Genomic DNA, 13246 nt, shown 5'->3' with positions numbered 1-13246 from the left:
GCCTCAGTGCTCCCAGTGGTTGGTGTTGGTGACGGCCCCGGCGCTCAGATAGCCCGCGAACAGGCCCTTGGGATCGCGGGCGGCGCGGATCTCCTGCAGGCGCCGCCACTGCTCCTCGCCCATGAACCTCAGCTGCCGCACGGTGAAGTCGCAGTCCCCGAGGTACTGGCCGGCGGTCACCGGCTGCATCGCCGCCATCGCCTCGTCCAGCCAGGCCCGCAGCTCCGCGTCGCGCCCGGGCTCGTCGTGGACGACGTAGGTGGCGCAGTAGATCTCGGACTGCAACGAGAAGGCCATGTCCGGCAGTTCGCGCAGCGGCGCCATGGAGAACCAGATGGTGAAGGTCTGCCGGGTGGGGTGCTCGGTGAACGCCTTGCGGATGGCCGGCACCACCTGTGACGCCGGCCCGGTCAGCCAGGCGTTGTCGACGAGATAGCGGTGGCCCTCGGGGTTGGCGGTGCGCTGGCCCGCCAACTGTTCGGCGAGCGTGGTGGGTTGGGCCTCGATGCGGAACAGGGCCCGGTCCGCGTACGGGTTGGCGTGCAGCGGGGCCAGCGCCTCGGCCGCCTGCTCCGGGGTGTCGGTCATCGACACGCCCGTGACCAGCAGTACGGGCTCGTCGAGGCCGGGCGGTGTCTGGGTGAGGGCGACGATCTCCACCAGGTCCGAGACCGTGTGGTGCATGCCGTGCAGCCAGGTCATGACCTCGTCGAAGAGGTCGAGCGGATACGCGTGCACCGTGTGGCCCAGGTGCCTGGGCAGCGGGCGGGTGCGCAGGTGGAAGCGGGTGACCACGCCGAAGAAGCCGGGCCCCGCCCCGCGCGCCGCCCAGAACAGATCGCTGTGCTGCGTCTCGTCGGCACGCACCAGCTCGCCCTCGGCGGTGACCACGTCGATCGCCACGATGTTCTCCGCCGCCCACCCCCACCCGCGCGCATTCCAGCCCTGCCCGCCCTGCAGAAGAAAACCGCCGATACCGACGGAGGGACAGTGCCCGCCGTTGAAGAACCGCCCGAACTCACCGAGATACGGGTTGAGTTCGTCGCCGCCCCGCACGCTGGGCGTCGCGGTCACGAGCCCGGTCGCCGGGTCGTACGCCAGCTCACGAAAGCCCCCGAGATCGATCAGCAGCGCGTCCTGGCGCACCGACCAGGCGGCCCAGCTGTGCCCGCCGGAGCGCACGGCGACCTGCCAGCCGCGCTCCAGGGCCAGCCGGACGCCCTCGACCACGTCCTGTTCGGTGATCGCCTCGAGCACGGCGGCCGGTGAACGGTCCGACGGGCGGCGGGCGTTGAAGACCCGCCCGAAGCAGGCCTCCTCGAAGTCCTCGTCGCCGGGGAGGTGGAGGGTGCCGGTGAAGCGGTTGTCGTGCGGGGGTTCGGGGGTCGTCCCCCGATTGATTGCAGTCACAGGCGTACTCACTTGATCGCGATCGGGTTGACGGGCGCGCCCACCGCGCCGGTGACCGGCAGCGGCGCCGCCACCAGCAGGAACTCGTAGACGCCGTCGGCCGCGCAGTCCTCGGCCAGCGCCTCCAGGTCCCACATCTCGCCCAGCGGGAGCCCCATGTTGGGGATCGCGATCTGGTGGAGCGGGGACATCGCGGACTCGGCGAACTCGTACGGGCGTACCTCCAGACCCCAGGTGTCGGAGGCGATCGCCGCGATCTCCGTACGGTGCAGCCAGCCGAGGGTGGTGAAGGAGAGGCCGGGCGCGTCACCGGCGGCGTAGGTGCCCCATGCGCCCAACCGCCGCACCCGGCCGATCTGTCCGGTCCGCACCAGGACGAGGTCGCCGCGGCGGACGCTGGACGTCGCGCCCTGCGCCTCGACGGTGGCCCGCAGGTGCTCCTCCAGGACGGGGAATCCGTCCGGGAGCTCACCCTGCTCGTCGCCGACCGCGCGGCCCACGTCCAGCAGGACCCCGCGCCCGGTGAACGCGTCCCTCATGTGCTCGATCCCCGTGACCGAGTCGCCGTCGCCGTTGACAATGGTGCACGGACGGCCGTTCCAGGCCTGCTTGTTGTCGTAGATGTGGCCCAGCCCGTCCCACTGCGTGGAGGCCTGCAGCGGCATCACGATGTGGTCGTCCGCGCCGCCGAAGCCGTGCGGGAAGCCCTGGGTGCCTGCCGCCGCGTCGGAGCCGGTGTCCTTCATGTAGTGGACGGGGTTGATGCGGCCGCGGAAACCGCGCTGCGGGCCCGACTCGTTGAACTCCAGCGCGAGGGAGAAGGACCGGCCCCGACGGACCAGCCCGGCGGCATGGGCGCGGATCGCGTCGTCGATGAAGTTGAGCGTGCCCAGCACGTCGTCCTCGCCCCAGCGGCCCCAGTTCCGGTACGCGGCACGGGCCTTGGCGAGCTCTTCCTCGATCGGGCCGAGGGGTGTGGGGGTCATCGGGTACGTCCTTTCAGCAGCAGGTCGAGGGCGTTGCCCCCGGCGACGGCGGCACGGTCGGCGGGGGCGAGGCCGGCGGCGTCCAGGCGGGCCAGCGGGTCGTCGACGCCCATGTCGAAGGGGTGGTCGGTGCCGAGTACGACCCGGTCGGCGCCCACCTCCTCGACCAGGTGGCGCAGGGCGCGCGGGGTGTACACCAGCGCGTCGAACCACATGCGCCGCAGATAGCTGCTCGGCACGTCGGCGCAGCCGCGCGCATCCTCGCGCACCCGCCAGGCGTGGTCGGAGCGCCCGATGCAGGTCGGCAGATAGCCGCCGCCGTGTGCGGCCACCAGTTTCAGGCGCGGGTAGCGGTCGAGCACCCCGGTGAAGATCAGGTGGGAGAGGGCGACCGTCGTCTCGACCGGCTGGCCGACGGTGTTGCCGAGGTAGTGGGTCGCCAGCCGCTCGCCGAGCGAGCACCCCCATGGGTGGACGAAGACGACGGCGCCCAACTCCTCGGCCTTCTGCCAGAGTTCGTCGTGGAGCGGGTCGGCCAGTTCCCGCCCTTCGACGGTCGTCGACACGCTGATCCCGTACAGGCCGTACTCGGTGACGGCCTTGTCCAGCAGGGCGACCGCGAGATCGGGATGCTGGATCGGGACCGTGCCCAGCCCGAACAGCCGCTCGGGCGCGCGGGCACAGTGCGTGGCCACCGCCTGGTTCACGGTGCGGGCCAGGCGGACCGCGAGGTCCGGGTCCGCCCAGTAGTGGTGCATCGGCATCGGTCCGACCACCTGGAGGTCGACGCCCATCGCGTCGAGGTCGGCGAGGCGCTCGGTGACATCGGTCAACTTCCCTGCCAGCCGCTGGAGTTGGGCCCGGTTGGCGGCCAGTGACGCGGGGGAGTGGGCGCGCTGTTCGGCCGCCAGCTCGGCGGCCAGTCCGGGTGTGCCGGCCACCAGGGCGTCGGCGGCGGGGACGGCCAGGTGGCCGTGGAAGTCGACGACCGGCGTGCTCATGCCGCCGCCGTCAGCGACTCGAGCGTCTCCGACATGATGCGGGCGGGATCGGCACCCGGCGTCCGGGGGTTGATCTCCCACTCGGCCAGCTGCAGCGAGTTCGCCAGCACCATCCGCACCCGCGGCAGCCGCCGGGACATGAAGTGCTCCAGGGCCTTTTCCAACGGCGCATCGCCCGTGACCAGTTCGGCCAGCAGCACCGCGTCCTCCATGCACATGGCGGCGCCCTGCGCGATCAGCGGCGGACAGGCGTGCGCGGCGTCTCCGATGACCATCGAGCGGCCCCGGTGCCAGGGCTCGTCGACCAGGACCGCCTCGATCCAGCGGTAGTCGACCGCCGTGTCCTCGGGCAGCGAGGCGATGACCTTTCCCCAGGTGCCGGCGTAACCGGCGCCGCGCTCCCGCATCAGCGCCAGCGGGGCGCGCGGGCCGATCAGCGAGGCGTCGAGGTTCTCGTCGAGGAGGTAGGCGTAGCACTGGTCGGCGGAGATCGGGCTGTAGCCGGCCTTGAAGCGGGGACCGCCGTAATACACCTCCGCGCAGTCCATCTCGGCGGGGCGCTGTGCGACCACCCGGAAGATCGACATGCCGACCGGTCGCGGCCTGTCCGTGATGCCGATGAGCCCGCGCATGGCCGAGTTGATGCCGTCGGCGCCGACCACGAGGTCGTAGCGGCCGACGGAGCCGTCGGTGAAGGTCGCGTCCACGTGGGTGGGCGAGTGGTCGAGCCGCTCGGCGGTCAGCCCGAGCCGGACCTGCACCCCTTGCGCGTAGACCGCGTCGCACAGCGCGTTCTGCAGGTCCGAGCGCAGCGCGCCCGCAGTGGACGGCAGGTCCGGCCCGCCGGTGTGCGGGGTGGACAGCTGCGTGATCAGACCGCCGTCGGCCCGGCGCAGCCGCATGAGGTCGAACGGCACTGCCCGGGCGAGCACCCGATCCAGCACCCCCACCGAGCGCAGCGCCTTGAGCGCGTTGCCCTGGAGGGTGATGCCGTGGCCCACACCGAACCACTGGGGGGAGATCTCGACGAGGTCCACTTCGGTGCCGCGCTGGGCGAGCGCGAGGGCGAGCACGCTTCCGGTGATGCCGCCGCCGACGACGAGCACCTTCTGTACGGGCATGGGCGATCCTTGCGAACGTAGAAGAAGAGGGGAGTCAGCCGGCGAAGCGCGGCCCGAGCTCGTGGTAGTGCTCGACGGCCGGCGGCTCGGCGAAGAACGGTCCGACCAGGGCCCGCCAGCGGCTGAAGCGTTCGGACTCCCTGAACCCGACCGTGTGGGCCTCGACCGACTCCCAGCCGACCAGCAGGAGATACGTCCGCGGTCGCTCCTCGCACCGCAGCAGCTCGGCCCAGCGGAACCCGTCGGCCTCCGCGAGCACCTCGCGGGCCTTGCCGAAGACCTCCTCGAACTCCGCTTCCCGGCCGGCCTCGACGGTCAGCTCGGCATGCTCGACGACCACGTGCTACTCCTCGGGTGGTGGGGTGCTCCGAGCCTGATCGGAGGTCGATGCAGGGTCAACGGATCGAGGCATCGGCAAGGGGGACGTCATGCATCCCGTACGGCGATGGAGGCCCAGTTCAGGGCCTGGGCGGGCCGCTGATGGCAGCCATCGTGAACGGCCATTTCCGCCGGCCCGCCCGGCTGCCTAGCGTCGACGGTGAGCCCCCGCATCCGTACGAGGAGAGCCGCCCGTGCCCGATCCACTACCGACCCACGCCGGACCGTTCGCGCTCGGCACCTTCAGCAGCAGCGCCGGCACCTTCCCCGGCCTGGTCAGCGGGGCACGCGTGCGTGGCCTGTCCGACCAGGTGCCCTCCGTGCGCGCGATCGTCGAGGACTGGGACGCCTGGCTGCCCCGCCTCCACGACCTCGCCGCCTCGGCCGACGGCACCTGGCACGACCTGGCCGGACTGCGCGTCCTGATCCCGTTCGAACCGGGCCAGATCCTGCAGAGCGGCGCCAACTACCGCAAACACGTGGTCGATCTGGTCGCCGCAGAGAAAGAGAGCGTGCACGGTGCCACCCCCGAGGAGGCCCGCGCCGACGCCGAGAAGATGATGGACGAGCGGATCCGGGGCGGGGTGCCGTACGTCTTCCTCGGCTCACCGCGCGCGATGACCGGCCCATACGACGACATCGTGCTCCCCGGGCTCGGTGAGCAGCACGACTGGGAACTCGAACTCGCCCTGGTCATCGGCAAGTCGGGCCGGGACATTCCGGTCGAGGACGCGATGTCCCACGTCGCCGCCTACACGATCTGCAATGACCTCACCACCCGCGACCGCCTCTACCGGCCCGATCTGAAGGCCATCGGCACCGACTGGTTCACCGCCAAGAACGCCGACACCTTCCTGCCGACCGGCCCCTTCCTCGTCCCGGCCGCCTTCGTCGGAGACCCGAACGACCTGCGGATCACGCTCCGCCACAACGGCGTCGTCCGCCAGGACGAGTCCACCAAGGACATGATCTTCGACATTCCGCGGCTCATCGCGTACGTCTCCACGACCACCACCCTGCGCCCCGGCGACCTGCTGCTCACCGGCTCCCCGGCCGGAAACGGCGCGCACTGGGGCGTCTTCCTCAAGCCGGGCGACGTCATGGAGTCGCAGATCACCGGTCTGGGCCACCAGCGCAACACCGTCAGGAGCCACGTATGAGCAGCTTCCAGCCCATCACCCATCTGCGCCATGTCGACCTGGCCGTACCGGACTTCGACACCCAGCGCGCCTTCTACGGCAGCACCTGGGGCCTGACGGAGGTCGCGAACGACAGCGGCATCGCGTTCTTCGCCGCCGAGGGCAGCCCCGAGCAGTACATCGTGCGGATCCGCAAGGACGAGCGGAAGCGGATGGACCTGGTGGCCTTCGGGGCCGTCTCCCCGGCCGCGGTGGATGAGCTGGCGGTGAGGCTGGGCCGGGCGGGAGTTCAACTCCTCGGTGAACCAAGGGTGTTGGACACCCCGGGTGGTGGATACGGCTTCCGGTTCTTCGACCCGGACGGACGCGTCGTCGAGGTGTCCGCCGACGTCGCCACCCGCACCCACCGCAGGATCGAGGAGCGCGAGGCCGTCCCGGTCCGGCTCTCGCACTGCGTGGTCAACTCCCAGGACCCGCAGGCGCTTCGCGACTTCTACCTCGAGCATCTGGGCTTCCGGCTCACCGACACCCTGTTCTCCACGCACATGGGCGACCTCATGTACTTCCTGCGGTGCAGCCCGCTGCACCACTCCTTCGCCATCGCGCGCGGCCCCCATGCCTCCCTGCACCACGCGTCGTTCGAGATGCGCGGCGTCGAGGAGTACATGCGCGGCACCGGGCGGGCGCTGCGGGCCGGGACCCGGCTCACCTGGGGTCCGGGTCGCCACCTCGCCGGCGACAACACCTTCTCCTACTTCCACGACCCGCACGGCAACACCGTCGAGTACACCACCGAACTCGCCGTCCTCGAAGAGGACGTGTGGCACCCGGGCCGCCACGACGTCGACGACCCGATCACCCAGGACCAGTGGGGCACCGCCGACCCGATGAGCGAGTCGGTCGCCAAGGAGCAGTTCAACGACCCCGACGTGCTCTTCGAAGCGCCGCCCGTCTGAGCAACCACCCGCAGAAAGGCCGCAGTTGTGGCAGAGATCCTGAAGCACGCCGTACCCAAGGCGGAGGTCACCGCCTCCCTCGGCCAGGTGCGCGAGACCGTCGCCGGCGTCATCGCGGACATCCGCGAGCGCGGCGACGCGGCCGTGCGCGCGTACTCCGAGAAGTTCGACAGGTGGAGCCCCGACTCCTTCCGGCTGTCCGCCGAGGAGGTCGAGAAGATCGTCGCCTCGGTGCCGCAGCAGGTCATCGACGACATCCGCTTCGTCCAGGAACAGGTGCGCACCTTCGCCCGCCATCAGCTCGACTCCCTGCGGGAGTTCGAGGTGGAGACGCTGCCGGGTGTCCGGCTGGGCCAGAAGCACATCCCGGTGCAGGCCACGGGCGCGTACATCCCCGGCGGCCGCTACCCGCTCACCGCCTCCGCCCACATGACCATCGTCACCGCCAACGTCGCGGGCGTGCCGCGCGTGGTCGCCTGCACACCGCCCATCCACGGCGAGATCCCGGCCGCCACCGTGGCCGCCATGCATCTGGCGGGCGCGGACGAGATCTGGCTGCTCGGCGGGGTCCAGGCGGTCGCCGCGATGGCCGTCGGCACCGACTCGATGCAGCCGGTGAACCTGATCGCCGGGCCCGGCAACGCCTACGTCGCCGAGGCCAAGCGGCAGCTCTTCGGCGAGATCGGCATCGACCTGTTCGCCGGACCGACCGAGATCCTCGTCCTCGCCGACGAGCACGCCGACCCCTTCGTCTGCGCCGTCGACCTGCTCTCCCAGGCCGAGCACGGCCCGGACTCCCCGGCGGTACTCATCACCACCTCCCGCGAGGTCGCCGAGAAGACCATCGCCCAGGTCGAGCGGATCCTGCCCGGCATGCCGACCCGCGACTACGCCGAGCCCGCCTGGCGCGACCACGGCCAGGTGCACATCGTCGACACGATCGACGAACTGTACGCACTCGCCGACGAGTTCGCCTTCGAGCACGTCGAGGTGCTCACCGCCGAGCCGCGCCTGGCGCTGGAGAAGATGACCCAGTACGGCGCCCTGTTCCTCGGCGAGGGCACCTGCGTGTCCTTCGGCGACAAGGTCATCGGCACCAACCATGTGCTGCCGACTCGTGGCGCCGCCCGCTACACCGGCGGCCTGTGGGTGGGGAAGTACCTCAAGACCGTGACCTACCAGGAGGTCACCGACACCGAATCGCAGGCCCTGCTCGGCCGGCTGTGCGGGCGCGCCGCCCGCGTCGAGCTGTTCGAGGGCCATGCGCGCTCCGGCGACGTACGCGCCGCCAAGGCCGCCGGGGACGAGCTGCCGTGGAACAAGGCGTGAACCTGGACGGGCGTACGGCGCTCGTCACCGGCGGGGGAGGCCCGCTGGGGCGGGCCTTCGCCCTGGCCCTGGCCGGCGCGGGTGCCCGCGTGATCCTCGTCGGCCGCGGCGAACAGGCCCTCGCGGACGCCTCGGCCCGGGTGGCCGAGGAGGGCGGCAAGGCCCGTACGGCGGTGTGCGACGTCTCCGACCCCGCCTCGGTCGGGCGACTGGCCGCCGAACTGGCCGACGAGGACGTGTCGTTGCTCGTCAACAACGCGGGCATCGCGGGCCCGGTGCGGCCGCTCGTCGACGTCGAACCGGACGAGTGGGACGACGTGTTCGCGATCAACGTCCGCGGCGTCTACCTGATGTGCCGCGCCTTTCTGCCCCCGATGATCGAGGCCGGCCGGGGCGACGTCGTCAACGTCGCCTCGGTCAGCGGCAAGCGCCCGCTGCTTAACCGCACCCCGTACACCGCCTCCAAGATGGCGCTGCTGGGGCTGACCCGGACGCTGGCCGGGGAGGTCGGCCCGCGGGGCGTCGCGGTCAACTCCCTTTCCCCCGGCCCGGTCCGGGGCCCGCGCATGGACCGCAACTTCCGGCTGACCGCCGACCTGACCGGCTGCACGGTCGAGGAGGCCGAACGCGACTTCGCCTCCCGCGCCGCCCTGGGCCGGCTGGTCGAGGAGGACGAGGTGGCGAGCGCATTGCTGGCGATGCTCGCGATGCCCGGGCTGTGCGGTGCGGACATCGACCTGTCGGCGGGGATGATCGCACCGGCGTAGACGGACAGGGCTCTGCTAACGGCGAGGTGGACGGCGTGTCAGCCGCCCGCCTCGCCGTTCTGCATGCCCACGATCAAGCCCTGTGACCACTCTGTGTCATCGCCATGAACCAGGCCGCCCGATCCGAGGCATCGGGTTCCGCAATGCGTGTGTGAACCGCCTATTCCCTGTTCCCCGGGGCTGCTTCACTCCCTCATGTGCACCTCAGGTGCCCAGGCCCGAGCCGTCGCAGCCGCGCATCGGACGGCTGGTTCGTCACACTCCGCAACGGCTCACCCTCTCCGTGGGAAGGCATGCAATGACGCTGATCACCCGACGCTCCCTACTGATCGCCGGTACGGCGACCGCCGGAGCCCTGCTCGTCCCGGTCGGCTCCGCGACCGCCGCTCCGACGGCGTCCGGCACGCAGATCACCGTCGGCTCCGGCGAGACGTACGAGCTCTCCGCGACCACCCGGGTGAGCCGGCTGACCATCGCGGACGGCGGCAGGATCGTCGCCCCGGACGGCCACAGCATCTCCCTGACCGTCGACGGCGTGGAGACCGGCCAGCTCCTGACCGAGACCGGCGGCACCGCGACCCTCATCCGGGCGGGCACCTACCAGGGCGATGTCGTCCTCACCGTCGCCGCGGCGAACGAGGTGACCTATGAGACCCTCACCTTCCCCTTCCGGCAGGCGCTGTACGTCGACGGCGAGGGAGTCGTGCGCGACAAGTCCGTCCTCGCGGCCGTCCTCGGCGGCAAGCTCACCGACACCCTCGCCAGAAACGTGTCGATCACCTCGACCGGCGAGTGCTTCGACGGCGTGTACGTGAAGGACGCCACCTACACCCTCGATCGGCCCGCCATCTCCCTGACCGGCAACGGCCGTTGCGACTTCGCCGGGTACGGTGCCGCGGTGGTCGGCGACGGCTCCTCCACCAGGCTGGTCGTCGACGGCGCCCGCATCAGCAACAAGGGTGTGGTGCGCACCGGAGTCATCTCCAACGACGGCGCGAGCGTCGTCGTGAAGAACTCCTCCGTCCGCTGCCGCAACGGCGTCCTGCCCGCCGACTACCAGGCCACCGTCGAGACCCCGTACATGGAGTCGGTGCCCTGGATGCTCGGCCTGGACGGCACCGTCCGCGCCACCAACCTCATCGGCAAGAACAGCACCGCCACCTATCTCAACTCCACGGTGTTCTCGGAGACTTGGGGTGCCCTGTCGGTCGAGGGCGGCAGCGGCCTCAAGCTGACCGCGGTCAACAGCCACGTCGGCAACACCGGGGAGTACGGCTACGGCACCTACGCCATCGGCGACGCCACCGTCCGCGTCCTGGGCTCCCGCTTCGACGTCGGCAGCTACGCCACCATCATCGCCGGGCCGGCCGCGGTCGTGCACTACGGCGACAGCACCGCCGACGCCGTCGCCGCGCTCGACACCGAGCTGGAACTGGGGCTGACGGCAGGCGAGTTGGCGTCGATCCCGGCCCGAAACACGGTCGTGAACTCCGGCCACTTCGGCTACATGTTCTTCGGCGCCGGCACGCTCACCCTCGACGGCGGCACCGTCATCAATTCCGAACGGGCCACCTTCCTCAACAAGGGCCAGCAGACCGCCATCACCGTCGACGGCTCCAAGGGCGCCCGTCTCAACCCGCGCGACGGGATCATCCTTCAGATGATCGAGCTGGACGACCCGGGCCCGGTCAACGTCAACGGCAAGATGATGAACACCGGCGTCTACACCGAGCCCACCGGCGAGCCCACGAAGGACTCCACCTTCGACACCACCGCCGTCCACACCGCCGACGCGGCCGCCACCTTCGCTTCCATCGCGCTTCGGGGCGACTTCTACAACGGCATGCGCAAGGGCAAGAACATGGTCCTGACCTTCGAGGACGCGACGGTGGAGGGCGTCATCTCGGCGACGAAGGCCAAGCACCGGGTCTCCAGCATCGACTCGTCCACCTTCTACGAGCTGGGCATCGTCACCAACACCGTGCAGGCCGCCGTCAACAACGGCGCCATCGTCAAGCTGAACAGCGGCTCCAAGTGGACGGTCACCGCTACCTCGTACCTGACCGCGCTCACCCTCGCCTCCGACGCCGCCGTGGGGGCGCCGCTCGGCAAGTCGGTGACGATGACCGTGGACGGCACCGAGGTTGCCATCACCGCCGGCAAGACGTACACGGGGGCGATCACGCTGACCGTCGCCTGACCTCGGCGCACCGGCCGGAAACCGTCCCGCCTCGGGCGCCCACGGTTCCGGCCGGTCCCCGGTGCTTGCCGCGGTGGGTTTGCGGCTATATCTCCGGTGCGGGACTCGATCCGAGGAAGGCGGGCAGCATGGATCGCACGGATCCCTTCACCGGTGATGTGGTGGTCAAGGCGACGGTGGCCGGAAAGCTGTGGGAGCTCCAGCAGGAGTTCTCCTACAAGAACCCGGAGGATCTCGAGCACGGGGGCAGGACCGACCCCATTCGGATCCCCGTCCCGCTCGAGACGGACTTCGCGTCGGTGCCGCGTGCCTTCGTCTGGCTGTTTCCGCGCTACGGCGTGTACACCCGATCGGCCATTCTGCACGACTACCTGTGCGGGCAGGACTCGGTGCGGCGGGCCGAGGCCGACACGATCTTCCGCGTCTCGATGAAGGAACTCGACGTGGCGCTGGCCCGCCGCTGGGTGATGTGGGCCGGGGTCCGCGCCGGTGGCATGTGGGAGGCCGTGCGAAACGGCGGGATGTGGCGGGCGGTCCGCTCGCGTGCGGTCTTGCAGAGGGCCGCGGGATGGCTCCTGGTCGCCGTTCCGACCGCCGCGTTCCTGGCCGTGCCGGCCGTCGTGATCAGCGTCTGGCTCGTCCTGTTCTGGCTGATCGAGAAGTTCCTCTACCTGGTGCTGAAGGCCTTCAGGAAGGAACCGAACCACCCCAAGCTGCTCTTCAGGACCGGCTGAGCCGTCAGGACCGCGCCTCCGCCTCCTTGGCGATCCGGTCGAACTGGGCGCCCATGGCCGCCGCCAGGGCCTGCGCACCGGACAACGGGCGCACCATGACGGTCAGTTCGTCGATCAGGCCCTCCTCGTCGAGGTGGATGAAGTCGCAGCCGCTCAGCTCGCGGTCGCCCACCCGCGCCGTGAACACCAGCGCGTGGTCGCGCCCGTCGGCCCCGGCGAGCTCGCGCTCGTAGCGGAAGTCCTCGAAGACCTTCGAGACCGCGCGCAGGATCGCCGCGGTGATCGCCCTGCCCGGGTAGGGCTTGAACACCACCGGGCTGGTGAAGACGACGTCTTCTGCCAGCAGCGCCTCGACGGCGTCGAGATCACCTGCCTCGACCGCCTCGCGGAACGCGCGCATCGGATCACCTCATAGTGAACTAGTGGAGTAGGTGCCGATGAGAATAATCAGCCGTGGGGGGCGTGTCCAGCGGTGCGTTCCCCTAAGCTGGCGCTGATGTTCAGCCCCGAAGGTCCCAGTCTGCGCGAGCTCGCCGTCCAGGCGCTGTCGTCCGTCGAGCACGGCTACGACCTGCTCGCCCCGAAGTTCGACCACACCCCCTTCCGGACGCCCGACTCCGTGCTGGACGCCGTCGCTGCGGCGCTGGCGCGGACCGGGCCCTTCGACGCCGGGCTCGACCTGTGCTGCGGCACTGGTGCGGGAGCTGACGTGCTGGCGCGGGTGTGCCGGCGAAGCGTCACGGGCGTCGACTTCAGTGCGGGCATGCTCGCCGTGGCCCAGCAGGGCGTACGGCCGGCGGGGCCGAGGGTGTCCTGGGTGCGGGGGGACGCCCGCGCGCTCCCCTTCGGTCCCGGCGCCTTCGACCTGGTGGTGAGCTTCGGGGCGTTCGGGCACTTCCTGCCCGGGGAGCTGCCGGGTCTGTTCGCCCAGGTCCACTCCGTGCTGCGGCCCGGAGGCCGCTTCGCCTTCCCCATCCTCGCCCCGCCGAGACTTGCGTCCCCCGCCTTCTGGATGCTGCTCGGCTTCGACGCGGTGATGCGGGTGCGCAATGCCCTGTGGCGGCCGCCGTTCGTCATGTACTACCGGGCCTTCCGGCTCGCGGACGTGCGGCGGGAGCTGGAGTGGGCCGGGTTCCGAGTGGGCCTTCAGACACTGCCGGAGTTCGGGCGGCGCAGTGACGGCAGCCCGCGCGTACGCATGGTCGTGGCCGTCCGCTCCTGACGA

13 protein-coding genes are annotated in these 13246 nt (G+C 70.7%); 7 read left to right on the top strand and 6 right to left on the bottom strand.

From position 1 onward, the window contains the following. Window positions 1-3 precede the first annotated feature (3 nt). The 5 genes from ACFY10_RS44310 to ACFY10_RS44290 are packed head-to-tail and all read right to left on the bottom strand — an operon-like array spanning window position 4 to window position 4858. Window positions 4-1410: an FAD-binding oxidoreductase gene (locus ACFY10_RS44310; RefSeq protein WP_390671037.1), complete on the bottom strand. Its 1407-nt coding sequence runs from the start codon at window positions 1408-1410 to the stop codon at window positions 4-6. 8 nt (window positions 1411-1418) lie between these two features. After that, window positions 1419-2396 carry a cyclase family protein gene (locus ACFY10_RS44305; protein WP_390671036.1) on the bottom strand — a complete coding sequence of 326 codons (978 nt, stop codon included), beginning with the start codon at window positions 2394-2396 and terminating at the stop codon, window positions 1419-1421. Next, a complete protein-coding gene (locus ACFY10_RS44300; protein WP_390671035.1) occupies window positions 2393-3397 on the bottom strand; it encodes an amidohydrolase family protein in 1005 nt (334 codons plus the stop codon). Before ACFY10_RS44300 ends, ACFY10_RS44305 begins: the two co-directional genes overlap by 4 nt. Continuing rightward, complete coding sequence (locus tag ACFY10_RS44295; protein WP_390671034.1) at window positions 3394-4518, bottom strand: FAD-dependent monooxygenase; 1125 nt, start codon at window positions 4516-4518, stop codon at window positions 3394-3396. The genes ACFY10_RS44300 and ACFY10_RS44295 overlap by 4 nt, the downstream gene beginning before the upstream one ends. A 34-nt stretch (window positions 4519-4552) precedes the next feature. After that, complete coding sequence (locus tag ACFY10_RS44290) at window positions 4553-4858, bottom strand: antibiotic biosynthesis monooxygenase family protein (RefSeq protein ID WP_390671033.1); 306 nt, start codon at window positions 4856-4858, stop codon at window positions 4553-4555. A gap of 232 nt (window positions 4859-5090) precedes the next feature. On the opposite strand from ACFY10_RS44290, the gene ACFY10_RS44285 reads away from it, so the two are divergent. The 6 genes from ACFY10_RS44285 to ACFY10_RS44260 all read left to right on the top strand — a co-directional run bounded on the left by ACFY10_RS44285 (window position 5091) and on the right by ACFY10_RS44260 (window position 12021). Continuing rightward, window positions 5091-6056: a fumarylacetoacetate hydrolase family protein gene (locus tag ACFY10_RS44285; RefSeq protein WP_390671032.1), complete on the top strand. Its 966-nt coding sequence runs from the start codon at window positions 5091-5093 to the stop codon at window positions 6054-6056. Beyond that, window positions 6053-6991, top strand: coding sequence for a VOC family protein (locus ACFY10_RS44280; RefSeq protein WP_390671031.1), 939 nt, complete (start codon window positions 6053-6055; stop codon window positions 6989-6991). Before ACFY10_RS44285 ends, ACFY10_RS44280 begins: the two co-directional genes overlap by 4 nt. Window positions 6992-7018: 27 nt before the next feature. Continuing rightward, window positions 7019-8320 (top strand): histidinol dehydrogenase, encoded by a 1302-nt coding sequence (gene hisD / locus ACFY10_RS44275; protein WP_390671030.1) that lies wholly within the window; start codon window positions 7019-7021, stop codon window positions 8318-8320. Further along, window positions 8317-9087, top strand: coding sequence for an SDR family NAD(P)-dependent oxidoreductase (locus tag ACFY10_RS44270; protein ID WP_390671029.1), 771 nt, complete (start codon window positions 8317-8319; stop codon window positions 9085-9087). The genes hisD and ACFY10_RS44270 overlap by 4 nt, the downstream gene beginning before the upstream one ends. Window positions 9088-9385: 298 nt before the next feature. Next, on the top strand, window positions 9386-11287 hold the full coding sequence (locus tag ACFY10_RS44265; protein WP_390671028.1) for a hypothetical protein: 1902 nt from the start codon (window positions 9386-9388) through the stop codon (window positions 11285-11287). A gap of 128 nt (window positions 11288-11415) precedes the next feature. After that, entirely contained in the window at window positions 11416-12021 is a 606-nt protein-coding gene (locus ACFY10_RS44260) for a DUF1353 domain-containing protein (protein ID WP_390671027.1), read from the top strand. A gap of 4 nt (window positions 12022-12025) precedes the next feature. Here ACFY10_RS44260 and ACFY10_RS44255 read toward each other — a convergent pair whose 3' ends face one another. Continuing rightward, window positions 12026-12421, bottom strand: coding sequence for a nuclear transport factor 2 family protein (locus ACFY10_RS44255; RefSeq protein WP_390671026.1), 396 nt, complete (start codon window positions 12419-12421; stop codon window positions 12026-12028). Between the two features lie 96 nt (window positions 12422-12517). Between ACFY10_RS44255 and ACFY10_RS44250 the strand changes: the two genes are divergently transcribed. Beyond that, window positions 12518-13243 (top strand): methyltransferase domain-containing protein, encoded by a 726-nt coding sequence (locus ACFY10_RS44250; protein ID WP_390671025.1) that lies wholly within the window; start codon window positions 12518-12520, stop codon window positions 13241-13243. The last annotated feature ends 3 nt before the right edge of the window (window positions 13244-13246 follow it).

Origin of the sequence: Streptomyces sp. NPDC001401, from assembly GCF_042895385.1 — a bacterium.
Classification (GTDB): domain Bacteria; phylum Actinomycetota; class Actinomycetes; order Streptomycetales; family Streptomycetaceae; genus Streptomyces.
The sequence above is the reverse complement of the archived record's forward strand: the minus strand, read 5'-3'. Positions and strand labels throughout refer to the sequence as shown.

Bases quoted from the DNA above. Each gene is read 5' to 3' on its own strand.
- ACFY10_RS44305 (WP_390671036.1), bottom strand. From the start codon at position 2,396: ATGACCCCCACACCCCTCGGCCCGATCGAGGAAGAGCTCGCCAAGGCC.
- ACFY10_RS44300 (WP_390671035.1), bottom strand. From the start codon at position 3,397: ATGAGCACGCCGGTCGTCGACTTCCACGGCCACCTGGCCGTCCCCGCC.
- ACFY10_RS44295 (WP_390671034.1), bottom strand. From the start codon at position 4,518: ATGCCCGTACAGAAGGTGCTCGTCGTCGGCGGCGGCATCACCGGAAGC.
- ACFY10_RS44280 (WP_390671031.1), top strand. From the start codon at position 6,053: ATGAGCAGCTTCCAGCCCATCACCCATCTGCGCCATGTCGACCTGGCC.
- ACFY10_RS44265 (WP_390671028.1), top strand. From the start codon at position 9,386: ATGACGCTGATCACCCGACGCTCCCTACTGATCGCCGGTACGGCGACC.
- ACFY10_RS44260 (WP_390671027.1), top strand. From the start codon at position 11,416: ATGGATCGCACGGATCCCTTCACCGGTGATGTGGTGGTCAAGGCGACG.
- ACFY10_RS44255 (WP_390671026.1), bottom strand. From the start codon at position 12,421: ATGCGCGCGTTCCGCGAGGCGGTCGAGGCAGGTGATCTCGACGCCGTC.
- ACFY10_RS44250 (WP_390671025.1), top strand. From the start codon at position 12,518: ATGTTCAGCCCCGAAGGTCCCAGTCTGCGCGAGCTCGCCGTCCAGGCG.